General features: G+C 58.2%; 20 protein-coding genes. 13 read left to right on the top strand and 7 right to left on the bottom strand.

Annotated elements, in window-relative coordinates:
- The first annotated feature begins 1 nt into the window (after position 1).
- The gene (locus GM79_RS01560; protein ID WP_035558114.1) at positions 2-2,620 is read left to right on the top strand and encodes a polynucleotide kinase-phosphatase; all 2,619 of its coding nucleotides are present in this window, start codon (positions 2-4) and stop codon (positions 2,618-2,620) included.
- A gap of 5 nt (positions 2,621-2,625) precedes the next feature.
- Here the strand turns inward: GM79_RS01560 and GM79_RS24515 are convergent, their stop codons facing one another.
- Positions 2,626-3,528: a hypothetical protein gene (locus GM79_RS24515; protein ID WP_152559774.1), complete on the bottom strand. Its 903-nt coding sequence runs from the start codon at positions 3,526-3,528 to the stop codon at positions 2,626-2,628.
- Positions 3,529-3,568: 40 nt separating this feature from the next.
- Complete coding sequence (locus tag GM79_RS01550; protein ID WP_035558108.1) at positions 3,569-3,880, bottom strand: helix-turn-helix domain-containing protein; 312 nt, start codon at positions 3,878-3,880, stop codon at positions 3,569-3,571.
- 93 nt (positions 3,881-3,973) lie between these two features.
- Here GM79_RS01550 and GM79_RS01545 point away from each other — a divergent pair, with 93 nt between their 5' ends.
- Both GM79_RS01545 and GM79_RS01540 read left to right on the top strand, forming a co-directional pair.
- Positions 3,974-4,744, top strand: a complete 771-nt coding sequence (locus GM79_RS01545; protein WP_035558103.1) for a DNA polymerase beta superfamily protein — start codon at positions 3,974-3,976, stop codon at positions 4,742-4,744.
- 107 nt (positions 4,745-4,851) lie between these two features.
- Positions 4,852-5,925, top strand: a complete 1,074-nt coding sequence (locus GM79_RS01540; protein ID WP_035558100.1) for a DNA polymerase beta superfamily protein — start codon at positions 4,852-4,854, stop codon at positions 5,923-5,925.
- A 42-nt stretch (positions 5,926-5,967) separates the two neighbouring features.
- On the opposite strand, the gene GM79_RS01535 is transcribed toward GM79_RS01540, so the two are convergent.
- The gene (locus GM79_RS01535) at positions 5,968-7,704 is read right to left on the bottom strand and encodes a hypothetical protein (RefSeq protein WP_152559773.1); all 1,737 of its coding nucleotides are present in this window, start codon (positions 7,702-7,704) and stop codon (positions 5,968-5,970) included.
- A 363-nt stretch (positions 7,705-8,067) separates the two neighbouring features.
- On the opposite strand from GM79_RS01535, the gene umuD reads away from it, so the two are divergent.
- From umuD to GM79_RS24510, 6 genes are all read left to right on the top strand, one after another.
- Positions 8,068-8,496: a translesion error-prone DNA polymerase V autoproteolytic subunit gene (gene umuD / locus GM79_RS01530; RefSeq protein ID WP_235183890.1), complete on the top strand. Its 429-nt coding sequence runs from the start codon at positions 8,068-8,070 to the stop codon at positions 8,494-8,496.
- 108 nt (positions 8,497-8,604) lie between these two features.
- On the top strand, positions 8,605-9,903 hold the full coding sequence (locus GM79_RS01525) for a Y-family DNA polymerase (protein ID WP_035558095.1): 1,299 nt from the start codon (positions 8,605-8,607) through the stop codon (positions 9,901-9,903).
- 57 nt (positions 9,904-9,960) lie between these two features.
- Complete coding sequence (locus GM79_RS01520; protein WP_035558092.1) at positions 9,961-10,263, top strand: hypothetical protein; 303 nt, start codon at positions 9,961-9,963, stop codon at positions 10,261-10,263.
- Between the two features lie 67 nt (positions 10,264-10,330).
- Complete coding sequence (locus GM79_RS01515) at positions 10,331-10,588, top strand: hypothetical protein (protein WP_035558089.1); 258 nt, start codon at positions 10,331-10,333, stop codon at positions 10,586-10,588.
- Between the two features lie 527 nt (positions 10,589-11,115).
- The gene (locus GM79_RS01510) at positions 11,116-11,937 is read left to right on the top strand and encodes an endonuclease domain-containing protein (protein ID WP_035558086.1); all 822 of its coding nucleotides are present in this window, start codon (positions 11,116-11,118) and stop codon (positions 11,935-11,937) included.
- 436 nt (positions 11,938-12,373) lie between these two features.
- A complete protein-coding gene (locus tag GM79_RS24510; protein WP_051718362.1) occupies positions 12,374-12,991 on the top strand; it encodes an HNH endonuclease in 618 nt (205 codons plus the stop codon).
- On the opposite strand, the gene GM79_RS01500 is transcribed toward GM79_RS24510, so the two are convergent.
- The 4 genes from GM79_RS01500 to GM79_RS01490 all read right to left on the bottom strand — a co-directional run bounded on the left by GM79_RS01500 (position 12,992) and on the right by GM79_RS01490 (position 16,749).
- Positions 12,992-14,791 (bottom strand): ATP-dependent nuclease, encoded by a 1,800-nt coding sequence (locus GM79_RS01500; RefSeq protein ID WP_035558082.1) that lies wholly within the window; start codon positions 14,789-14,791, stop codon positions 12,992-12,994. It abuts the gene before it with no gap.
- A 57-nt stretch (positions 14,792-14,848) separates the two neighbouring features.
- The gene (locus GM79_RS01495; RefSeq protein ID WP_152559772.1) at positions 14,849-15,877 is read right to left on the bottom strand and encodes a hypothetical protein; all 1,029 of its coding nucleotides are present in this window, start codon (positions 15,875-15,877) and stop codon (positions 14,849-14,851) included.
- Between the two features lie 69 nt (positions 15,878-15,946).
- Entirely contained in the window at positions 15,947-16,114 is a 168-nt protein-coding gene (locus tag GM79_RS25275) for a hypothetical protein (protein ID WP_161787095.1), read from the bottom strand.
- Between the two features lie 2 nt (positions 16,115-16,116).
- Positions 16,117-16,749 (bottom strand): hypothetical protein, encoded by a 633-nt coding sequence (locus GM79_RS01490; RefSeq protein ID WP_035558076.1) that lies wholly within the window; start codon positions 16,747-16,749, stop codon positions 16,117-16,119.
- Between the two features lie 175 nt (positions 16,750-16,924).
- Here GM79_RS01490 and GM79_RS01485 point away from each other — a divergent pair, with 175 nt between their 5' ends.
- From GM79_RS01485 to GM79_RS01470, 4 genes are read left to right on the top strand one after another with little or no spacing between them, the layout of a single operon-like run.
- A complete protein-coding gene (locus GM79_RS01485; protein WP_081867486.1) occupies positions 16,925-19,066 on the top strand; it encodes a class I SAM-dependent DNA methyltransferase in 2,142 nt (713 codons plus the stop codon).
- Entirely contained in the window at positions 19,063-20,352 is a 1,290-nt protein-coding gene (locus GM79_RS01480; protein WP_072008494.1) for a restriction endonuclease subunit S, read from the top strand. Before GM79_RS01485 ends, GM79_RS01480 begins: the two co-directional genes overlap by 4 nt.
- Before the next feature lie 45 nt (positions 20,353-20,397).
- Positions 20,398-23,766, top strand: a complete 3,369-nt coding sequence (locus tag GM79_RS01475) for a type I restriction endonuclease subunit R (RefSeq protein ID WP_035558071.1) — start codon at positions 20,398-20,400, stop codon at positions 23,764-23,766.
- A 26-nt stretch (positions 23,767-23,792) separates the two neighbouring features.
- Positions 23,793-24,590, top strand: coding sequence for a hypothetical protein (locus GM79_RS01470; protein ID WP_035558068.1), 798 nt, complete (start codon positions 23,793-23,795; stop codon positions 24,588-24,590).
- The last annotated feature ends 10 nt before the right edge of the window (positions 24,591-24,600 follow it).

The raw sequence follows: 24,600 nt of genomic DNA, 5'->3' as shown, positions 1-24,600 counted from the left end.
TATGCCCCAAGATACCCTCAAGCTCCCCGAACTCTCCCTCGTTCTCCTCATCGGCAGCACGGGCGCAGGAAAGTCCACGTTCGCCCGGCGCTTGTTCAAGCCCACGGAAATCGTCTCTTCGGATGCCTGCCGGGGGCTGGTGGCCGACGACGAAAACGACCAGTCGGCCAGCAAAGACGCATTTGAGCTGCTGCACTACCTGGTGGCCAAGCGCTTGAAGCGCGGGCTGCTCACTGTCGTCGATGCCACCAACGTGCAGGCCGAAGGGCGCAAGCCGCTGGTGGCCCTGGCCCGGCAGTATCACGTGCTGCCCGTGGCCATCGTGCTCGACGTGCCCGAAGGCGTGGCGCACGAGCGCAACGCGCTGCGGCCGGACCGCAAGCACATGGGGCCGCACGTGGTGGCCCGGCACCGCCAGGAACTGCGCAAAAGCCTGCGCAACCTCAAACAGGAAGGGTTTCGGCACATTCACCACCTGCGTGGCGTGGAGGAAATTGACGGAGTGCAAAGCATCGTCCGCGACCGGCTTTACAACAACCGCAAGGAAGAAACCGGGCCCTTCGACATCATCGGGGACGTGCACGGCTGCTACGACGAGTTACTGGCGCTGCTTGGCCAGATGGACTATCATGTGGAAGCCGAACCCGTGGCGGACGACCGGGACTTAGGTGTGCGGGTAACGCCGCCGGCCGGGCGGCGGGCGGTGTTTCTGGGCGACCTGGTGGACCGGGGCCCAGCCTCGCCGCAGGTCCTTCGCCTGGTGATGAGCATGGTGAAGGACGGCAGCGCGCTCTGCGTGCCCGGCAACCACGACATCAAGCTGCTGCGCCACCTCAACGGCAAAAAAGTGACCGTGAACCACGGGCTGGGCGAAACGCTGGCGCAGATGGAGCTGGAGCCGGCGGCCTTTGGCGGGCAGGTGCGGCAGTTCCTCGACGGACTGGTGAGCCACTACGTGCTCGACGGCGGCAAGCTGGTGGTGGCCCACGCGGGCCTGACCGAGGAGATGCAGGGCCGCGGCTCGGGGGCCGTGCGGGCCTTCGCGCTGTTTGGCGAAAGCACCGGCGAGATTGACGAGTTCGGCTTGCCCGTGCGGTACGAGTGGGCCCGCGAGTACCGGGGACGGGCCATGGTGGCCTTTGGCCACACGCCGGTGCCGGACCCGGAGTGGCTCAACAACACCATCGACCTGGACACGGGCTGCGTATTTGGCGGCCGGCTGACGGCGCTGCGCTACCCCGAGCGCGAGCTGGTGACGGTGCCCGCGGCGCGAGTATACTGCGAGCCGGCACGGCCGCTCAACTACCGGGCCGCCGCGCTGCTGGCAGAGGGCGCGGCCGGCGAGGGCGAGCTAACCATGCAGCAGCAAGACGACGACCTGCTCGACATCCGCGACGTGACGGGCAAGCAGTTCATCGAAACCCGCCTCATGCGCGGGGTGACCATTCGCGAAGAAAACGCGGTGGCCGCCCTGGAGGTGATGTCGCGCTTTGCCTTGCACCCCAAGTGGCTGCTGTACCTTCCCCCCACCATGTCCCCCACCGAAACCTCGGAGCTGCCCGACCTGCTCGAACACCCTGCCGAGGCCCTGGCCTACTACAAGCAGCTGGGCGTGGAGCGGGTGGTTTGCGAGGAAAAGCACATGGGCAGCCGCGTGGTCGTCGTGCTTGGCAAGGACGAGGAAGCTATCCGGCGGCGGCTCGGGCTCGTGGGCGAAGGCATCGGCAAGTGCTACACCCGCACCGGCCGCAACTTCTTCACTGACCCCGAATTGGAAACGGCGTTTCTGGCCCGGCTGCGCGACGCGCTGACCACAGCCGGCTTCTGGGAGAAATTCGACACCGACTGGGTGTGCCTCGATGCCGAGCTACTACCCTGGTCGGCCAAGGCGCAAGAATTGGTCAAGAATCAATACGCGGCCGTGGCTGCTGCTGCCGGTGCGGCCCTGCCCCAAGTGGAAGCGGTGCTGGTGGAAGCAGCGGCCCGCGACCTGGACGGAGCCGAGGCCCTGCTGGCCCGCACGGTGGCGCGCCGCGAGGCCGCCGGCCACTACGCCGATGCATACCGCCGCTACTGCTGGCCCGTGCATTCGCTCGAGGACCTGAAGCTGGCGCCCTTTCACCTGCTGGCCACCGAGGGCAAGACGTACTTTGACCGCGACCACGCCTGGCACATGGAAACGCTGCGCACGCTCGCCCTGGCCGACCCGGGCCTGCTCCGGGCCACGCCCTACCGGGTGGTGCCCCTGGCCGACCCAGCCGAGGTGGAAGCTGCTATCCAGTGGTGGACGGAACTGACGGCAGCCGGCGGCGAGGGCATGGTAGTGAAGCCCTACGACTTCGTGAGCAGCACCCGCAAGGGGCTGCTGCAGCCGGCGCTCAAGTGCCGGGGGCGCGAGTACTTGCGCATCATCTACGGGCCCGACTACCTGCTACCCGGCAACCTCGAGCGTCTCAAGCAGCGCAACGTGAAAACCAAGCGCAACCTAGCCCTGCGCGAGTTCGCGCTGGGGGTGGAGGGGCTAGAGCGTTTTGTAGCCGGTCAGCCCCTGCGCAAGGTGCACCAGTGCGTGTTCGGGGTGCTGGCACTGGAAAGCGAAGCGGTGGACCCACGGTTGTAGAATAGTTATTGGTTATTCGCTATCCTATTTTGCAGGTTAGCTACCATCCGTTGAGCAACATCATGACTTACAAGTTTATGTTGCTTTCTTTCATGATTTATTTTATAGACTTCACCAACAAAGCCGAGTTTATGAAATATTTCGACAGCATCTTCTCCTTGCTTTGCAAAGAAATTGAATAGCCTTAGGTACTGTCTTGCTAAATCAAATTCTTCTTTAGTAACAGGATTTATAGCATGATGAAGTAAATAGTTCGTTTTTAGAGAAATACCTAGTCCACAACCGCTGTCATCACAGCAAATTGCTTCACCAATACTTCTGCGATTTTCAGGTAAGCAGTACTTACAGAAACCATCGCCTCCATAAGATTCACAATCGTCGTCTGAAACGAAGTCGCCGCCATATCCTGGACAAGTATGAAGCGAAACAGAATCCGAGGCGATATAATGACCACAAAAAGGGCAGCCATCTTCATATAGGCTTATAAAATCCTCATCTACTGGCTCTGCTTGGATAGGCTCTTTTTCAATTATTTTTAATAGCGCTTGATAGAGAATTAGGCTTGAATTAAATGAATCAGTTTCAATAAGTGTACTGAATTCGCCTTCCTTGTTGGCCTCATATAAATTTTGTGAGCCAATTATTATCGTGTTATCGATTAAATATATTTTGCCGTGGAAATATTTATGATTTATCTTCAACGACTCCACTGGCTTATATGAACTATCCTCTCTACATACTGTCAATATGAACACATCATCTGGAATAAATTTGATATACTTTTTATACGTGTTTTCACCCATGAAAGCGCTCAGGATAAAAACTCTCTCGCTAGCATTTTTTAGAAGAAATTCTAATTTAGTCCAAAATTCTTTTCCATAGAGAAATTGTAAATTTAGTGCTTCCATGGTGTAGGTGATTATGAAAAATTTCTTACAGGTATTAAGATTACACAACTGGCATCGTCTGATTCAGCAGCTCCACGCTGAAACTAGCTTTCGCATCTAGCGCCTTGAAAACCTTTATCACCGTATCAAAATGTGCATCGGTCAGGCTATTTTCCAGCTTAGAAATCTGAGCCTTTTGCATGCCCACGAGGTCACCGAGCTGCTGTTGGGTCAGGTGGCGTTTCAGGCGGGCTTCCTTGATGGCCTTGCCGAGCAGACCGAAGCGTAGTGGCTCCTCAAAAGCGTCACGCTCAAGCGTCCCGATAGACCCGATGTACTGCTCGATAACTCCGTCCAGCGAATACGTTTTCATCTTTGGCGAAGTAAGCCGCTAAAGTAAGCCGTGGCGGCGGCTTCTACTGCTTTCAGTGTGCTATCATGCCGAGCTCACCAAACCATTTTGCCCATGCACGCCCGCATCCAAACCGCCCTCACCGCCCTCGAAGCCTCCCACGACATCCGCATCCTCTACGCCTGCGAGTCGGGCAGCCGGGCCTGGGGGTTTCCCTCGCCGGATTCGGACTACGACGTGCGCTTTATCTACTGCCACCCGGCGGAGTGGTACCTGACGCTGGACGAGGGGCGTGATACCCTGGATTTTCCGGTGGATGAGGACCTGGACTTAGCCGGCTGGGAGCTGCGCAAGGCTCTGCGGCTGCTACGCGGGTCGAATGCGGCGCTGTTCGAGTGGCTTCAGTCGCCGGTGTTGTATCACGAGGCGCTAGACTTTCAGGCGCAGCTGGGGCCATTGCTGCCGGCCACGTTCAATCTCAAAGCTGGGCTGCACCATTACCTGGGGCAATTGCGACGCGGAGTAGAGGAAGATTTAGCGGGCGAGGACGTGCGCTTAAAGCGGCTGTTCTACGCCTTGCGTTCGGCCCTGGCGGCGCGCTGGATTCGGGAGCGGCAGACGGTACCACCCATGGAGTTTACCCCGCTGCGGGTACTGTTGCCTTCGGCCTTGGACACCGAAGTGGACGAGCTACTGCAGCGCAAGGCTGGGGCGAACGAGAAAACGGTGGTGGCGCGACCCGAGGCATTGACGGCGTTTCTGCGGGACGAGCTGGCGGCGGGTCAGGTGGCGCGGGAGTCATTGCCGGTTATCAGGGCCGGCAGCGCGGCAAGTGAGCTGGATGTGATATTTCGGACGCTGCTGCACGCGGCTTTCCCTAGGTAAAGCTGCCACTGGGTTTACGGGCTTGGAGTAGTGCTTGCCGCCCACCGTGGCAACTGTGCTGAGTAGTGGGGCGAGAAGCGGACTAAAAGTCCGCGCTACATTCGCCTATGACCATTGCCGACCTGCGCGAGCAGAACCTGATACTTTTCGAAGCCGTGAGCGGCAGCCGGGCTTACGGCACCAACCTGCCGCACTCAGACACTGACCTCAAGGGCGTGTTTGTGCTGCCGGAGGCCCAATTCTTTGGCCTGGACTACGTACCGCAGGTAGCCAATGAAACCAATGACGAGGTATTCTACGAGCTGCGCCGCTTCGTGGAACTGCTGCTGAAGAATAACCCAACGGTACTGGAGCTGCTGGGTACGCCGGCTGACTGCGTGGTGTACCAGCACCCGCTGTTTGCGCAGTTCCAGGCCGGTGCCTTTCTCTCCAAGCTCTGCCGCCAAAGCTTTGCCGAGTACGCGGTGGCGCAAATCCGCAAGGCCAAGGGGCTGAATAAGAAAATCAACCACCCCGAGCCGCCGGCCCGCAAATCGGTGCTGGACTTCTGCTACGTGACCGCCGGAGCAGGCGCGCAGCCCGTGGCTACATGGCTGGACCGCAAAAACGTGACCGCGGCGCAGTGCGGCTTGGTCAACGTGCCCCACCTGGTGGATTTGTATGCCCTGTTCGTAGACGCCACGCCCGAACGCGCCCACGGCTACCGCGGCTTGATGCGCGACCCGGACACGTCGCAGGACGTACTGCTCTCGGCCGTGCCCAAGGGCGAAGCGCCAGTGGCCTATCTCTCCTTCAACCGCAACGGCTACAGCACCTACTGCCGCGTGTTTCGCGAGTACTGGGAGTGGGTGGAGAAGCGCAACGGCGAGCGGTACGCCAACACCGTGCAGCACGGCAAGAACTACGACGCCAAGAACATGCTGCACGTGTTCCGCCTGCTGCAGATGGCGTTGGAAATTGCCGAAACCGGGCAGCTGCACGTGCGGCGGCCCAACCGGGACTTTCTGCTGCAAATACGTCGCGGGGAGTTTGAATACGAGGAGCTGGTGGCCGCAGCCGAGCAACTGGTGACGCGGGTAGAAGCGGCCTTTGCGGCTTCCGCGCTGCCCGACGCACCGAGTAAAGACGCAACCGAGCAGCTGCTGATGGGGGTACGGCAGGCCTTTTACAAGGGGCGTTAGGTGTGAACCTGTTACTACCAGCAGCTTGCCACCTTCGAGAAATTACTGTCCGCTTTGAGAGGCAGAATCCCTCGCTTCTTCCAGGGCGTAACGCTCTTCATCGCTCAACGTCGGGTCGGTGAGGTCCAGCAGGTGTCTCTGGCGGATGGCGCGCTCTTGTGGGGGCGAGAGGAAGACATAATTCACCACCATGCCCTTGGATTGCGCCAGCTCGAAACTGACCCGGTAGAACTTGCCCGGAATATGCTGCTCCCGCAACGCCCGCTGCACCAGCTGGAACAAGCGCGGGTCGGGCGACTCATTGGCTTGGTATAGGGGCGTCGAATAAACGCGGTTTCCAAGTTGAAAGCGCAGGGTGCCGTCGGCGTGCTGGCAGCCGTCGCGCACTAGGCTCGGGCTGAAACGGCCACTGGATATTTGGCGCAGTACCTGCAGCAAGCGGGCATAGGACCAGCTGCGGTATTGGGGGTCGCCCTGGTACTCACCGACACTGCCGGGCACGTAATGCAGCACTTCTTCGCGTGACTGAAGGCGGGCCTGGTGCAGGTGCGCTTCGGCAGCTGCACGTTGCGCGGGACTCAGGTGACGCAGGAAGCCGAGCGCCTCAAAAGCGCGCAGGGCAGCCGTGACCGTATCGGTGGGCAGAATCTTGAAGCTTTCGTAGGCCTCCAATTGCAGGGCGGAGGCACCCAAGGTATCCAGGGCCTCGGCTTGCGGGGCGGTCATCCGCCAGAGGCCAAATTGCCCGCCAATAATGTGCTTGGCCTGCTCAGACTCTACGAATACCAAGCGGTGAGGACTACCCTGGTCGGCCAGGGCCTGGTTGAAAAGGTGGTAGAACTGGTTGGCATCAATCTCCGGCTGGCTGCCTCCGTTCAGGCTGTATTTTGGCTGCCACTCACTGCGCTGTGCGTATTCCTTCGTGCCAATTTTTAGCTGCACCAGCACGTCTTCCGCGCCGTCGCAGTTGATGCAGGTCGACATTTCGCCGGGGGTGATGACCCAGGCCCGGAAGTTGGTAAATTGCAGCCCGGATAAGAGCTTCGCCACGTCGCGGTGCAATTGCTCCAGGTAGGGAAGCATCGCCGCGGGATATTGACGCCGATTGAACAAGCGGGCGTAGGGCAGCCGGGGCAGCACTTCCACGGGGTCGGTGAATACGCCCGCTCGCAGGTCGTGCGCTAGCTGCTGGGCCTGTGCTTTGGTTAGTAAACCAAGGCGCTGCAGTGTTGGCGGCAAGTCGCCGCTCTGCTGCAGGCCCTCTGCAACCAAGGCCATCTCATTCACGGTCATGAGCAAGTTGCGGCGGCTGTAGAATTCGCCGGCTGTGGCCAGTGGCAGGGTCCGGCGGTATTCGGCGGCGGTAAGCAAGCCCGCTTGCTGAAGCTGCTGGGTAAGGTGAATGGTCTGCTTGTGGGCGCGGACCTTGGCGGCCGGGGTGGATGGAAACCGAATGATGGTGACCATCGGCGGTGGTGGCGGCGGGTGGCGCATCTGCTCCGCCGTAGCAATGAACAGTTGCAACGAATCGGGGTCCAGTGTCAGCTTTTTCTCTATACGCTCCTCGTAGCTGGCCAGCCACCAGCGCACTTCTCGGGGCGTGTGGCCTAATTGGTACATGTCCTGGCGGGTGGTGTCAGCAAACAGCAGCCAGCGGCGGTGCTGCTCAGCAACCAAACCGGTACGAAGCAGTGCCTGCACATAGGAATGAGGAGCTGGCGCTTCCGGGGGTTTAGCAGTTTCGGTGGTCTGGTTGCTGCCACACGCGCTTAGCAGCAAGAGCAGGAATGCTAACAGACCGGGGTTTCGAGACAGGAAATGGATGTAACATTGAGCCATGGCAGATTGCGAAAGTAACTGTGCGGGGCAGTTGGTAGCGTACCTAGCGCAGACGGGCCGGGCTTCAAGCTGTAGTAGTACTACGGGGACTGTATACTAAATTTTATTATGCTATTGTTCAATTTGTTAAAACCAAATTTGTTAGCGTGTTTAGCAATAGTAAACTAAATTTGTTAGTCAAGCCGTATACTTGTGGCGGCTAAGCAACTAAATGGGCTTAGCCGTCTACAATATTTAACAACCCTAACCTATTTTCAGATGGACCAGGTCATTCTACTGGGTAAAGCCTATCCCCTGCTGTCAGTGCATCCGCTGCCGATGGTGAATATGTTGCTGTCGTGCGGGTTTCCGTCGCCGGCCGCCGACTATGAATCGGAGCTGGTGGATTTGAACCGGTTGATGCTGCGGCACCCGGACGCTTCATTTTTGGCGCGGGCCAACGGCGAGAGCATGACGGGCGCGGGCATCCACGATGGCGACGTGCTGGCAGTGGACCGCAGCATGCAAGCGCAAGACGGAGACATTGTGGTAGCCTGTGTGGAGGGGGAGTACACGGTGAAACGGTTGTCGCAGCGGGTGGACTCGGTGGCGCTGGTGGCGGAGAATCCAGCCTACAAGCCCATTGTGGTGCGGAATGCGGATGACTTGAGAATTTTTGGGGTGGTGGTGTTGGTGTTGCATCCTCTCGTGACCGAGGGAAGACGGGGATTGAGCTACGTGCGGCCCCAATAATTTATGTAGGCTCCACGGAGCCCCTGGCTTCTTAGGCAAAGAGCACCTGACTTCCTGGTATTAATCTGGCCCCTTCCCAAAGAAGCGGGCCCACTACCCTACTGCCGTATGTTTGGCTTGGTCGATTGCAACACTTTTTACGCTTCATGTGAGCGGGTTTTCCGGCCGGAGCTGGAAGGCAGGCCAGTGGTGGTGCTGTCAAATAATGATGGGTGTGTCGTGGCTAGGTCGCAGGAAGCCAAGGCGCTAGGGCTGAAAATGGGCGTGCCCTACTTCCAGGTAAAGGAGGAGTATGAACGGCGCGGCGGGGTGGCCTGCTCCTCGAACTACGAGCTGTACGGGGACATGAGCCGGCGCGTGATGTGGTACCTGCAGCAGCGGGCTCCGGCGGTGGAAATCTATTCGATTGACGAGGCCTTTCTGGATTTGCACGGCATGCAGCAACATTTCGACCTGGTGGGCTGGGCCAGCGACGTGCGCGGGTCGGTTCGGCAGCGCACCGGTATTCCGGTGTGCGTAGGCGTGGCCCCGACCAAGACCTTGGCCAAGTTGGCCAATCGACTGGCCAAGTTGGCCAACCAGATGGCCAACTCGGGCTCGGGGGTGGTGGTGCTGGACGACGAGGAGCAGCGGCGCGAGGCGCTGGCGCAGGTGGCGGTGGAGGACGTGTGGGGCGTGGGGTACCGGTCGGCGGCCAAGCTGCACACGGCGGGCATTCGCACGGCCGCGCAGCTGGCAGGGGTGGGCGATGCCTGGGCGCGAAAGAATCTGGGCGGCGTGGTGGGGGCGCGGATGCTGCACGAGCTGCGGGGGTTTCCGTGCTCGAGCGTGACGGTGGAAGACGAGGCGCGCAAGTCGTTGTGCTGCTCCCGCTCGTTTGGGCAGGTGCTGACGCGGCTGGAAGACGTGGCCGGGGCGGTGGCTACCCGCACAATGCGGGCGGGTGAGAAGCTGCGGGCACAGGGTATGGCGGCGCGGCTGATGACGGTGTTTATCGAGACTAGTCGATATGGCAACACGCCTCCGCCTTACTCCTTTTCGGCGCAGCTGACCCTGCCCACAGCGACGGATGACACGCTGGTACTGGCAGGCTGGGCGCGGCGGGGATTGGAGCGGCTGTGGCGGCCTGGCATGCGGTACGTGAAGGCCGGCATTGTGCTGGATGGATTGGAGCGGGCGGGTGCGAACCAACAGGCGGCGCTGTTCGCGGATACCGCCCGCTCGCCGGAGCGCGCCAAGCTGATGGGCGCGCTGGATGCGCTGAACAAGCGCTATGGCGGCGGCGCGGTGCGGGTGGGCGCGGCCGTGACCACTGCAGGCCAACAAGAGCCGTGGGGAATGAAGCGGGGGGCCAAGAGCCCGGCGTTTACCACGAAATGGGGCGAGCTGTGGCAGGTGCGGTGTTAGTCGGTTACCGCCTTGAATCAGGAATCAAATTATTTGGGCAGTTTTTACAGAAACGAAATGGCAAACTTGATAATGTTGCTGGGTGTACGGGTGGAATCCAGGCCGGGGGCCGTGCGGGAATTAGTGGTTACCCGGCCGGGAGCTTCTTGGGAGTGGCGGGCCACGCTGCCGGCGCTGCTGGACCAGCGGCCGGCTCCGGCTGTGCTGGTGGAATACCTGGTGCGGCTATTTCTGCGGCAGCGGCCGACTGAGGCAGCGTCGGTGGGGCTGTTGAGTCTGGCAGCGGTGGTGCGGATGGCGCTGGCGCGGGCGAATGAAGAGGACGAGGAGGATTGGGAATGGGCGCAGGAAGTGGCGTGAAGTGTTCCTATTGTCGAATAAACAAGGTACGGGCAGTGCAATACCCATTTTGCATCTTTGCTAGGCTATGGTTGAAGTGGCCCGGAATATGGATTATGCGTACTCCTTCGTAGAAATGCAGAAACGCTACTTCATTATGAAAGCTACAGGCAAACGAGTTGTAGACCGTTACCCGCACTTGCAGGATGGCTTCACGCGTAGGGAAATGCTGGTGCGCAATGCCGTGGGTTCGGCCCGCGTGGAAGGCATCAGGGTTGATGAAAAGCGACTGCGTAACTCACTGGGCGCTGTAGCTTTGGAGACTAGGGCCACGCCCTTGCTATAACCGTCTCCGCTTGCTCGGTCTTTGGTAAACGTGTGCTTGTACTGCTTGCACACGTCAGTTTAGCGTCCCGGCTCGGCCAATATTTCCTGCTGGAAGCTAGTCGTGCCGTTAATGCAGTATGGGCTGAGACGCGCAGAAACTAAAACAAGCGGAACGGTACTAGCCTGGTCCCTTTTTCCTTGAAGCTTGGTCCCTACCACGGGCCGAACATGGACAGAGAAGTCGTATTGGCACTTTTGCCTAAGTTCAGCTTGGTCCTTTTTCTGACCAGCTTGGTCCCTGCTGGTGCACCAGCTCGGCCTTTGAGGCAGCGGCAATGAAGGGCCTGGGGCTAAGAATGGGCTAAGAAGATGACATGAGCGTGTCCGATGCGCAGACATTCGTTTCTGCGAAGCTAGGTTTGGCCGCGGTTTGGCCGCGTGCAGAATACTGCTGAATAGTCATGACCGAGCATATCGCAACTTGGCTACTGCGGGATGTAGCAGAGAATGCTGCGTAATTGCAGTGAAAACTGTACCTAAGCTGAAATGCGAAGCCCCTACCCGGTTAGTGATGTATTAGTGGTGCTGGCGAAAGAGCCGGGCGATTTCCACATCGCGCAGACGCAACAGTGGTACCGGATTCCGACCAGCAGCCGGATACCGGCCGCGCTGCGTCAGGGCACGGTGCGGTTTCTGGCATTTTACTTTCCGCAGGCCTTCAAGGAGCAACGGTATAGCGTGCGGTACTACGCGGCCGTGACGAAAGTGGAAGTAGTGACGCGGGCGGAGCTATTTCCAGAGGAAACCAATAGCAGCCGCTCGGGGCAGACATATCACAAAATATCGTTTGGGCCGGTGCAAGAGCTGGCGCAGCCGATAGTGAGCTATAGAGGCCGGCGGCTACTATTTGTGCCAACGACCTGGGCGAAGTTTTCGCAGGCAACTGAAGTCAATGACTTGTTTCATGAAAGCCCGCTGGAGGACGTGTTCTGGCAGGAATTGCGGCGGCAGAATCTGCCGGCGGAACGGCAAGTCCTGCTACGTACCAATGGCAAAAACTGGGTATGCGACTTCGTGTTTTATTGCGCCAAGGGAAACGTGGATGTGGAATGTGATGGGGACACGTACCACATGAGTCCGGAAGCAGTGATTTACGACAAAGCTCGCAACAATGAAATCGCCGCGGCGGCTGATTGGGACGTACTGCGCTTCACCACCCGGCACATCGAGCAGGAAATGCCGTGGGCCATCGGGCTGGTGAAGCAGAAGATTGACCGGCTGGGCGGCCTGCACTACGCCAAGGAAAACGTGGTGCGGTACGTGGGGATGCAGAATAACCAGTTGGACCTATTTGGGACAGGGCATTGAGAAAAGCCATCCTCTGACTTGGATAAACAACTTGGCGTGGTCCCATTACTTTTGACTGGTTACTACTCGACTGATATTACAGCAGCTAATGGATTACCTTGATTCTTACCTACGCCGACTCAAAAAGCTACGAGTAGACAGTGATAAGGTCGAGGGAGTAGCAATATATTCTCCTTACAAGCCGGCGTTGTTGCTTGCGGTGATTGAAGGCATCGAGGAACGTTTAATCCTAGATAACCACGTTGAGATTACGCCCGAACTGATTTTAGGATTTAAGGCCTACTGCCAGCTGCTTAGTCCAGGGCCAGCATATAAAGCGTGTCCTTTTCAACTGCCGTTTTTCCATTTACGCACCGACGGCTTTTGGCATCTGCATGCCCGGCCGGGGCTGGAACTAGTGGTGACAGCCTCGAAGTCGGTTCGCAGCTTCGGACATTTGCGCGACGTAATTGCCTATGCTTCGTTAGATGTAGCGCTGTGGGAATTGCTGTTGGAGCCGGTGGCGCGGGAGGAAATCCGGCAGGCGCTGCTGGTACGCTACTTCCCGCTGACGCGGCACTACTTCCGACCACGGGCCGGCCAGGAAAAGCTGGATGAGCTGGGACGGCAAATGCTGGAGGAGCCACCCGCGGTTTATAACCGGGTGGTGGATGTGGCCGATGAAACGGAGGTGCTGGTACGTAGCGCGGTGTTTGGCCGCGAAGTGCTGCGGGCGTATCAGTCGACTTGCGCAGTATCGGGCCTGCAGTTGGTGAGCACTACTGGTGCTGCGCCGCTACTTGATGCCTGCCACATTGTGCCCTGGTCGGTGAGCCATGATAACTCGATTGGTAATGGGCTGGCTCTGTGCCCCAACCTGCACCGTGCTTTTGACAGGCACCTTTTTTGGGTGGATGAAGATTACCGGGTGCGGGTGGCTGAAGGCTTTGGGGAGCTGGGCGGGCACGACTACGGAGTACAGCGCTTTAACGGGCAGCAGCTAAGGCTACCGGCCGTGCAGGTATGGTGGCCAAAAGTGGAGAACCTGGCGGCCCAACGGGGAGCAAACTGTTGACTAACTGGTAAGCTTGTCGAAAAGCTTTTTCCAGAGCTTGATGCGCTCGGGAGTGACTTTGCTGGCTATTCGGGCGGAGGCCTTCTGAACATCCCGCGCTAGCTCTACCTTCCAACCGGTTTCGAGCTCGTAGCCATTCTGCTCGGCGAATGCTTCCATTTGGGGTATAAGAGGCTTGGCGGCGTCAACCAAGTCGTCAAAATCGTCGGTTTGTTTGCCTCGGTAAGCCTTAGAAAAAACCCTAGCAAGCTCGTCAGCCGGGATGAGGTCTTCAATTTCATAGTCTGCCGCGCCGAGTATTTGGGCGATGCCAATGACCTTGTTCTTCTCATCTTTGTATAGTCCGCCTTTTAATTGATTTTCCTTGTCTCGGCCTGGTTTATCAGAATCGAGTACAGCATAAGGCAATGCGTTATCGCGGCCGGCAAGAATGCTAATGATAGGCTTCATGCCGCTTACACCACCAGTGGGCACAAAAACGAGGTCGCGGTCGTGGCGGTATTTGTTTTGCCCGGAGAGGAGGTTCTTTATTAACTGCAGGTAGATTTGGTCGGATGGACCTTCGACCAAAACAGGCTGGCAGCCAAGCAGCAGCCCCTGGGAAACGGTAAGGCCGATGGCCGCATGCACGGGATAAATAGAGTGCTCGGCCACCTTGCTACCCTGGCGGAGGTTACTGGAAACTGTGGACTGGCCCGCGTCATCGACGTACACAGCCTTGATGTTGGCGAGGTTATTAGGCTCAACCAAGAACGGGGAATGGGTGGTGTAAATGAGCTGATTTTCTTCGGAAAGGGAAGCGAAGAATTTAATGAGGTCGGCCTGCGCAAGCGGGTGCAGAGAGAGGCCAGGCTCGTCCAGCAGTAAAATGCTGTTGTGGTGCGAATTTTTGGCTTCAACCAAGAACACCAGAAAGAAGCTGAAAAACCACTGCAACCCTCGGCTGCGCCCTTCTAACTCCACTTCCTCGTGCCGGCGGTCGTCGCTGACCCAAATGCGAAAGTGGTTGCCATCGGCTTGGAATCGGAAACGATAGTCGCCCTGCTTCCACCATTCACGGAAGGCTTGGGTGAGTTGACTGGAGGCGGAAGTGAGGAGGATTTCGCGCTTTTTCTTTTTGGCGCGGTCCGCGTCAATCTGTTCGGCAGTGGGCTGGGCCTGGACTGCTTGGCCATAGTGATTTAATTGTTGAGTAGGCGTCTCCTGCCCCAACTCCAAAATTTCTTTGGGTTTTAGCTGAACGTATTTAAACAGCACATCAAGGCTGCGCGCTTTAGCACGCTGACCTTCCCCTAAATCGGTCCGCTTGGAGTTTTCGATTACATGAGGCAAATAGATTTCGGAATCTAGATTACCGTAATCTGAAAAGTAAACGAAATGGGGTATCTGCTTGAAATAAATCTGGAACTCATCACCAGAAATAGCGCGAACTGCTACAGATTGAGAATTTAAACCCCAACAGCGGTACTTTCCGTGGTATAATCTGGAAAACCTGACAATTGAAAAGGGTGCCCCCGACTCAGCTGTTTTAGCAGCCTGTGGGCCGGTTAGTTCGAAATCTGCAGTTATGAATTCTTCCGCTCCCTCGGTGGCTTCATAGCTGGCGTACTTCTTCCGCGGATAGTCAGAGAGTGGCACTATGGGCTCGTCGTTGGCGGGGTTTAATTTCCAGAGCCCCTGAAGCAGGTTGGTTTTGCCGGCCTCGTTGGTACCGAGGATGCAACTCAATTGACCTACCTGGACCCAACCACTGTCTTTGATGGACTTGAAGTTTTCAACTCGGAACTGCAGAAGTTTCATAGGGTAGATTAATGTGATTGAGTTGTGGTGGAAAAGTGACCAAGAAGGCCTAAACCATTAATTTGTTACGTTATTTATTTGATTTTCTGCGTCTTTATCTAGCCTTCCAATCATAGCTGTCATTCTAGCTTGCTTGGCTTCCGACATAGCCGCTCTGATGGCTTCTTCATCGAGCATAATACTGGTGTAGGAACGGAAACCGTACTTGCGCATGAAATTTTGAATTTCAGTCAAGTCATTGTTTCTGTTTAAAACCGGAATATTGATTGGTTCGGTGAGCGGACTGGTTTTGCCCTCTTCACTATTGAATAGAAATTGCGCAGCGTTTGGTGCTAGCTGAAAGCTAAGGCCACCCGAATTTCCCTCAATCGGTTCGCCAATGTTGCAGCTCGCCATGCCCTCAATCACCGAAGCCAAGGAATGCACAGTACTCGCGGCAATTAGTGCGCGGAGGTCAGCTGAAGTCCATTGACGGGCCGCACTACCCTGCTTTACATGAGCCAAGTTGATGTTAGAAAGCATATGATTCCAGGCATCCTTGTGCCAGATGCAGGTTGAACCCCATGGAAAAGGTGTGTCCCCGGATATGTTCCCAACGGCTTCCTCTGAGAAGAACATTTCCCATAACACCACCTTTTCCACTGATGCTAACGCATGCTGCCGGGCGAGTTGATAGGAAAAGTGAGAATGGCCGTGATATGATTTTTTATCCCATGGGTAATTGGGCTTTGATATGCGAGGCCATTTGGCTTCGAACATCCCGACTTTGTACAGGTAAGCATCGGAATTCTCATCCTTGGGCGGCGCAATGAGAACAATAATTCCGTCGCACCCAAAGAGCTGCTCGCTGCTCGTAGGCAAAGTCAGGGAGGTAATGGGAGGATGATAGGCAGGCTTGGGGATGGCCGACGCCGGCATCGTATTGATTAAGCTGCCCAATGGGTAGCGCAGATGCGTTGCCAGGTTTGAAACGTAGTCACGCTCAGACGTGATGAGACCCTGGTGCAGGTCGTGGCGGCAGACGGCATCATGGTACTGCACTAGCTCAGCCAGTTCTTTGGCAGCTGCTGGACTAAGAAATGGCACGAGTTGCTGGATTTAGGGTAAACCGCATCGGTTGGGCGGCCGGTAGGCTCATGAGGCAGAGGCGTGAGGTTAGGAGTCTTTCCGTTGGTCGTTGGCGGGAGCCGGGGTGTTGGCGGGCGCTGGGGGCGGTGGCGGATTGATAATGTCGCGGGGAGGCGGCACGGCGCCTTTGATTTTGCGGCTCCAGTCGGGATGGTTGCGGTCGCTGAGGTCGCCGGGGCTGATTTTTTTGGCCATGATTAGCGGGCTTGAGAAGTGGTGGCGGGAGGTGGTGAAGCGGGCACTGGCGGGGGCGGCGGCGCGACTACGGTGGAGGGAGCCGGCACGCCCCGGATTTCGCCGGGTGGAGAAACGGGGGCCGCAGGTGCGCTGGGCGGCGACGTGGGTTTAGCGGAGCTGGACATAGAAGCGGTGACGTTGAGGGCGACAAAGACGATGAACGCGAAGATGCCCACCGTGACGCTTACCTCGGCGGCGCTATTGAGGCGGTGCAGCCAGCGGTTGGCGGCGGCCAAGCTGGCCTGGATGGGGCCGGAGCGGGCGGGGTCGACGGCCGTGCTGGTGGTGTGGCACTCGCGCAGGTAGAGGTGCAGGCTGCGGGCGTAATCGTGGGTAGCGGTAGCCTTGCGGTGCGAAAACAGGTTGAACAGCAAGGCCAGAGCAAAGGCCAGCCAGGTAAAGAAAAGCAACGGCACAAAGCGGGAGCCCGTGATGGCGGCAATGTCTTTGGCGAAAGTCAGGGTAAGGGCCAGGCCGCCGCCGGCCAGGTATACCAGCTGCTTATCGAATTCCTGGGCCGAGCTTTTGTGCAACTCAGTGCTGAGGGCAATGTCGGCGTCGCGCTGCTGGGTATAGGAATCGGAAGTGGACATAAAAACTACCGACTTTAGCCAGTGGGGATGCTAACAAATGTACTAACCAACTTAGCGGATTGAACAATTTTAGTTGCCGATTAGCCAATGAAGTTGATGAGGAAGTAGCTTTACCGGTGCAGCAGACGGACCAGGTAATCTACCACGGCTGGGACTGCTCATTTACTGCTACTTGATGGATACGATGCTATTTGACCGGGTGCCGCGGCCCCGGATATTTGAAGAGGATTTGTGGGAGGCGGCGGATTTGCTGCGGGTAAAGAGCAAGCTCAAGTCGAGCGAGTACGCGGCTCCGCTGCTGGGGCTATTCTTTTTGCGCTACGCCACCAACCGGTTTGAGAAGCTGATGCCGGAGGCAGAGGCGAAATTCGGGGAGCAGACGGGGCGAAATGTAGTGACGCGAGAGCAGACCTACACCCGCGTGATTGGCTATCAGCTGCCCGACACGGCGCACTTCGACAAGGTGTTGGGGCTGCTGCCGCGGGGCACCAACGTGCAGGAAAAGGTGGTGGCGGCCATGCAGGCGTTTGAGGATGCCAATAACGTGGGGCTGCCGGCGGGGCAGGCTCCGCTGCGGCTGCCGCAGACGGCGTATCGCAACATCCCGGATGACGTGCTGGCCGATATCATCGGCACGGTGGCCAAGGTGAAGGCAGCGGAGGGCGACGTATTCGGGCAGATTTACGAATACTTCCTGGGCAAATTCGCGCTGAGCGAGGGGCAGAAGGGCGGCGAGTTCTACACGCCCACGTCGGTAGTGCGGCTGATAGTGGAGATACTGGAGCCGCACACGGGGCTGATACTGGACCCGGCCTGCGGCACGGGGGGCATGTTTGTGCAGTCGGCCAAGTTTGTGCGCAGCCACGAGGCCAAGGGGCACCTGTCGATATACGGGCAGGAGAAGGTGCGCGAAACGGCTGAGCTGGCGCGGCTGAACCTGTTTGTGAACGGGTTGAAGAGCGACATTCGGAACGTGGTAACGTCGCTGGCCGATACGGCTTACGAGGGCGACTACGCCAACACGGCGGGCAAGTTTGACTTCGTGATGGCCAACCCGCCGTTTAACGTGGACGGGGTGGGCGCGGCCGACGTGAACGGGCACTCGCTGTTTACCACCTACGGGCCGAAGCTGGCTGAGAAGGGCAAGGGCAAGACGGCCGAAACTTACGGCAACGCCAACTACCTGTGGGTGTCACTGTTTGCCACGGCTTTGAAGCCGACGGGGCGGGCGGGCTTCGTGATGCCCAACTCGGCGAGCGACGCGCGTGGGGCCGAGGCCGAAGCGCGGGCCAAGCTGGTGGAAGCCGGCATGGTGGACGTGATGGTGACGGTGGCCTCGAACTTCTTTTACACCGTGACGCTGCCCGTGACGCTGTGGTTTCTGGACCGGGCCAAAACCGACGAAACTCACCCGCGCCACGACCAAATGCTGATGCTGGATGCGCGGCGCACCTACCACCAGGTTACGCGCAAGCTGCGCCAGTTTACGGAGGCACAGCAGCAGAACCTGACGGCAGTGGTGTGGCTGTATCGGGGCGAAACCGAGAACTTCCAGGCATTGCGGCAGCGCTACCTGGCGGCGTTTAAGGCGTGGCGCGACACGGAGATAACCGACGATGCGAACGAAACGCCGGTGACGTACCGGGGCGTGGCGGCGCAGCGGGGGGCCTACGCGCAGGCGCTGGCGGACCTGGCCGGCCGGGCGGCCGACTGGCGGGCCGGCGTGGAAATGCTGCTGAGCGACGCGGCGCGGGAAGCCTTGCTCCCGCCCTACTGGGTGGAAGGGCTGGACGCGCTGCTAACCCTGACGGCCGACCAGCTGCCCGTCGACAAGGCAGGCTTGCAGGCGCTGGGGCAGCGGGCCGAGGCGCTGGTGAACTTCGCGGAAAAGAGCCTGCGGCCGGAGAAGGACAAGACCTGGGCCGGGGCCGGCCTGCGCGGGCTGCTGAAGCGGGCGGCCGAGGCGCGGGAGCTGCTGCTGTTTGTGCTGGAGCGGGTGGCGTACTTCGAGGCGCAGTTGGCGTGGCTGGACGGACATTTCCCGGACGGGGAGTACCGCGACGTGGAGGGGCTGTGCTACCGGGCCAGCCGGGCCGACATCGCCAAGCAGCAGTACTCGCTGAACCCCGGCCGCTACGTGGGCGTGGCCCTGGAAGACGACGGGCGCACCCCGGAGGAGTTCCGCGAGTTTGTAGAGGCGCAGGCGGGCGAGCTGGCGCGGCTGCACCAGGAGGCCGACCAGCTGAAAGATGACATCACACGGGATATAGCTATGCTATTTATGGATGTGGTGCGAGAGGAGGTGGCAATAGTATGAGCCTAAAAACTTTTAAAATCAGTGAGATTTGTCTAATAAAAGGAGGAAAGCGTTTGCCACTTGGCCATTCGCTTATAGACGAGCCAACTAAACATCCTTACATAAAAGCACGAGATATTCGAAGCGGCAAGATTCGCCAAGATGAACTGCAATTTTTAACGGAAGAAACCCAAGTTTCAATTAAGCGCTACGTCGTCCAAACTGGGGATGTTTGCATAACAATAGTAGCCAACATTGGCGACGTTGGACTTGTGCCCGCTTCATTAATGGGGGCCAATTTAACTGAAAATGCTGTCCGTCTAACATCATTTGGTAAAGAGTGCGATTCGCAGTATTTAGCCTTGTTACTAAGTCAGCCATCTTACAAGCAACAGATGGAAATGATGGCAGCCGGTGCGGCGCAGGCTAAACTTGGGATTTACAAGATTGAAGAATTAAAAGTCGTACTCCCTCCCCTGCCCCTGCAGAAGCAAATAGCGGCGGTGCTAGGGCGCTACGACGCGCTTTTGGAGAACTATCAGCAGCAGGTGGCGGCGCTGGAATGCTTGGCGCAGGAGGTGTACCAGGAGTGGTTTGTGCGCGGGCGTGGGCTTGGGATTGCAACCGGGGCTAAAAAAGAATTACCTGCAGGCTGGCGGGCCGGAAAACTGCGCGAAGTGCTGGACTTCTACATTGGCGGCGGCTGGGGCCAGGAGGAGCCCGATGATGCCCACACGGTAGGCGGCCACGTGGTGCGTGGCACCGACATTCCGAATCTGAAAAAGGGCCAGGTCAATCTTGACGTGTACCGCTACCACAAAGCCTCCAACATGGGTAGCCGGGAGCTGCGGGCGGGCGACATCGTATTTGAGGTGTCGGGCGGCAGCACCGACCAGGGCCTGGGCCGCAACGTTCTACTGACTGACGAAGCCCTGGCGCGATTTGGAGACAAGGTGATGCCGGCGAGCTTTTGCAAGCTAATCAGGGCAGACCAGGCGAAAATCAGCCCCTACTACTTGCAACAGCTGCTTGACCATCTGCTGGCAACGCAAGAAATGGCACAGTTTGAAGTGCAAAGCACGGGCATCAGCAACTTTCAGTTTGAGGACTTTATCGACTACCAGCCGGTGGTTATTCCGGCGATGGAGGCGATGGATAGGTTTGATAAATTGGTCGGCCCGATGTATAAGAAAATCGGAATCCTAAGCACCCAAATGGCGACCCTCCGCGCCACCCGCGACGCGCTGCTACCCCGGCTGCTGAGTGGGCAGCTGGCAGTTGAGGCATTGGCTACTGCCGAGGCTTAGCAGCTGCGTTAATTCGCATTTCTATTTTGTTTTTCTACCCAATACATGGCCTTTATTTCGGAAGATGACATTGAGCGCGCCTGCGTGAAGGTGCTGCGGGAAGAGCTGGGCTACGACGAGCACATCAACCTGTATGACCAGCACCAAAAAGATGAAGCCGCGGCCAACGCCAAGTTTGGGCGGGCCGACTCGCGGGACGTGGTACGGCTGGGGCAGCTGCGGGCCAGCCTGCAGAAGCTGAACTCCCACGCCCCGGCGGCGGTGCTGGCCGAAGCCGAGCGACTGCTAACCGAGATAAAGCCCGGCAATGCCTTTGACCGCAACAAGGCCGTGACCAAGCTGCTGCAAGAGGGTGTGAGCCTGCCGGGAGACCGAAATGCAGCGGGCGAGCCGGTGAACACGCGGGTGCGGTACGTGGACTTCGACCAGCCGGCCAACAACCACTTCGCGGTGGTGCAGCAGCTGACGATACGGGGCAAGAAAACCCGGCGGCCCGACCTGCTGGTGTTCGTGAATGGCTTGCCGCTGGTGTTCGTGGAGCTGAAAAACAGCACTGAGGAAACCCGGCAGGCCTACGACAAGAACCTGACCGACTACCGGCGCGACATCGAGCGGCTATTTGATTTCAATCTGGTGGTGGTGCTGAGCAACGCCCTGGTGACGAAGGTGGGCAGCCATACTTCGGACTGGGAGCATTTCTTTAACTGGGAGCGGGACGACGAGGAAGAGCCAGCCGCCCTAGCGAAGGGCGAGGTGGACGTGGTGCGGGTGATGCAGACGTTGTTTCGGAAGGAAACGCTGCTGGATTTGCTCGACAACTTCGTGCTGTTTTATGCCGGCCGGCAGAAGATAGTGGCCAAGAACCACCAGTACCTAGGCGTGAACCGGGCGGTGGCGGCGCTGGGGCGGAAAGAAGCGCTTGCTGGCAAGCTGGGGGTGTTCTGGCACACGCAGGGCTCGGGCAAGAGCTTTTCGATGGCCTACTTCGTGCAGAAGGTACGGCGCACGGTACCGGGGGGCGAGGAGCTGAAGTTTGTGATGGTGACGGACCGCGACGACCTGGAGGAGCAGCTGTGGAAGACGTTTGTGCGGGCGGGGCTGCTGAGCGACGACCGCAAGGCCCCCGAAACCCGCGCCCGCAGCGGCGAGCACTTGGGCAAGCTGGTGCGGGCAGGCGCGCCGGTGGTTTTCACGCTGATTCAGAAGTTTAAGAACCCGAGCGGGCGCGGCGGCGCGGGCTTCCCGCAGCTGACGCCGGCCGCTGATGCACAGCTGAAAGGGGGCGAAAGCAACTACGTGGTGCTGGTGGACGAGGCGCACCGGAGCCAGTATAACGACCTGGGCGAGAACCTGCGGCGGGCGTTTCCGGGGGCCAGCTACCTGGCCTTCACGGGTACTCCCCTGCTCGACGCGGTGCAGACCACGCGGGAATGGTTTGGGGGCTACGTGAGCCAGTACAACTTTCAGCAGAGTGTGCTGGACGGTTCGACGGTGCCCCTGTTCTACCACAACCGGGTGCCGAAGATGGAACTGCAGAACGACGCGCTCAACGAGGAGTTCGCCGACATCATGGCCGACGAAAACCTGAGCGAGGAGCAGCAGGAAACCCTGACGCGCAAATACGCCAGCGTGATGACGGTGCTAACCGACAGCGACCGGCTGGACGCGGTGGCGCAGGACATTGTGGGGCACTTCCCGGACCGGGGCTACCTGGGCAAGGGCATGGTAGTGAGCCTGGACAAGCCCACGGCTGTACGGATGTATGACAAAGTGCAGACCCATTGGAAGCTGAAGCAGCGGGAGGTGCAGAAAGCGCTGAACGCGGCGGCCGAGGGCAGCGAGGCGCGGGCCGAGCTGCTGCGGCGGCGCAAGTGGATGCAGGAGACGGAAATGGCCGTGGTGGTGAGTGAGGAGGCCGAGGAAGAGCAGAAGTTTGACCGGCTGGGGCTGAACATCCGGCCGCACCGGGAGCTGGTAAACAGAACCTGGGGCGACGACCACCAGACGATAGAAGACCGGTTTCGGGAACCCACCGACAAGCTGCGGCTGGTGTTTGTGTGCGCCAAGTGGCTGACAGGCTTCGACGCGCCCACGGTATCGACGCTGTACCTGGATAAGCCGCTGCAAAACCATACGCTGATGCAGACCATTGCCCGCGCCAACCGGGTGGCGGCGGCGCTGGACGCGAACGGGCTGGTGGCCACGGATACAACCCTCTACCCGATAGCCAAGACCAACGGGCTCATCATGGACTACTACGGGCTGATGGACAGCAAGCGGCTGGAAAAGGCCCTGGTGCTGTACGCGAGCACGAAGCGGGTAGACGAGGACAAGCCCGAGGGGCCGAAGATTCCGGTGGAGGGATTCGACGTGCTGCTGGGCTACCTGGACGAAGCCATTGGAGAGGCGGTAGCGTTTCTGACCAAGCAAGGGCTGAGCCTGGACGAAGTGTTGCAGAGCGGGGCCACGTTTGACAAACTGGGGCAGCTGGAAGACATGGCCGACCGGCTGGTGAAGACCGAGGAATTGAAGAAAGAGTTTGGGGTGTATCAAACGGCGGTCACGTCGTTTTACCAGGCCTGCAAGCCGGACATTTTAACTGAGGAGCTGCTATTGGGGGGCGGCCCCTACAAGGGCCGGTACCGGCGGCTGAAAGATGCGCTGGAATACGTGCGGCGCATTATGCAGCAGGGCGAGGGCGACAGCAGCGACCTGGACGAGGCCCACAAGCGGGTACGGGAGCTGATTGACCCGTCTATCGTGGCGCAGGGCGACGGCAGGGGCTACCACATCGATGCGCAGGGGCAGGAGCTGGACCTAAGCGGCATAGACCTGGAGAAGTTGCAGGAGCGGTTCAACACGCGGCCACACAAGAACCTGGCGATAGCCGATTTGAAGGCGTTTCTGACTGATAAGGTGCAGGGGCTCTTGAGCCGCAACGTGAGCCGGGTGGATTTAGCCGAGCGGCTGCACGAAATCATCCAGCGCTACAACACGGCGAGTAGTGATGTAACGGCTTTTTTCCAGGAACTGAAAGCTTACACCGAGAAGCTGCAAGCCGAGGAAAAGCGGGCCGCGGCGGCGGGGCTGAGTGATGCTGAGCTGGAGATTTTCGATTTGTTGTTTGTGTCGGCGCTGAAGCCAGGTGAGGAGGCCAAGGTGAAGCTGGCGGCGCAGCACCTGCTGGAAAAGCTGCGCTCACAGGAAGCCAAGCGGACGGTGATGGCCCCGGACTGGCATAAGAACTCGTCGTTGCAGCAGGAGGTGTTGGTGTATATCGGGCAGGCGTTGGACGACGATAATAAAGGCTTACCGAAGGAGAGCTACCCGGACCCGGTGTTTCTGGAAAAACGGAAGGCAGTGTATGACCATCTGCTGAATCTGGCGACTCTGGGGAATCGGTATTGGGCGTGAGGATAAGCCATTTTTTATTTCAACAAATGAAATCTCCAAAAAAGAAGAAAGTAAAGAAGTTTGACATTGACCGTTCGGCTCGATGGACTATTGGTGGTGCCATCTTCCTCACATTAGCTGCTTTGTGGGTAGTGCCGATGGTATGGTCAGGCCACCCGAATTTGTGGAATGTCTATAACCAAAATACTGGGGTTGTGGGAGACACAATAGGAGGTATTGCTGGGCCTATACTCAATTTCGCTGGTTTAATAATTGTGTATTACACACTGCGCGAGCAAATCAAGACTAACGAGAATCAGTTTGAGCAAATCAGAGCTGAGACGAAGCGGGCACAGAATGAGAGCTTTTTTGACTTGACTTACAAAATTATTGAGCGATTCAGTGAGACTGTGGAAAGGCAGAAACGCTTATTTGCAGAAATTCCTGAAATAGGTTTTGGGATACGTCGTGGTAACAGGGTTACATCTTCTGAAGGCATGGGAGCAACAAAGCCAGCCCGACAAGACGAGCTTTTAGACTTTCGCCGACAATTTTTTACTCTCACGCAATTTTTTGGTGTAATCAGTCGCCGAATCGAGGGTGAATCATTAACAGGGGAACAAAAAGTTATTTTGCTGGACCTACTCGATGTCACCTACGGAGACAGGTTGGGGAATGCAGTGTCAGATTATCAGCGTCTATTCGGCTCTGCGCAGATAGAAGAACAGCCTGACGATATGTACACTGACTTTCAAGAGCAAAGCATTCGTTTGTTCCAATTACGTGAACAGGTTGAGGCGCAGGCGAAAACAGAAAGCATACCGTTTGGAGATACAGAAGACTAATAACACATTT

Source organism: Hymenobacter sp. IS2118, from assembly GCF_000715495.1.
GTDB lineage: Bacteria > Bacteroidota > Bacteroidia > Cytophagales > Hymenobacteraceae > Hymenobacter.
This window is presented reverse-complemented; position numbering and strand designations above follow the sequence as displayed.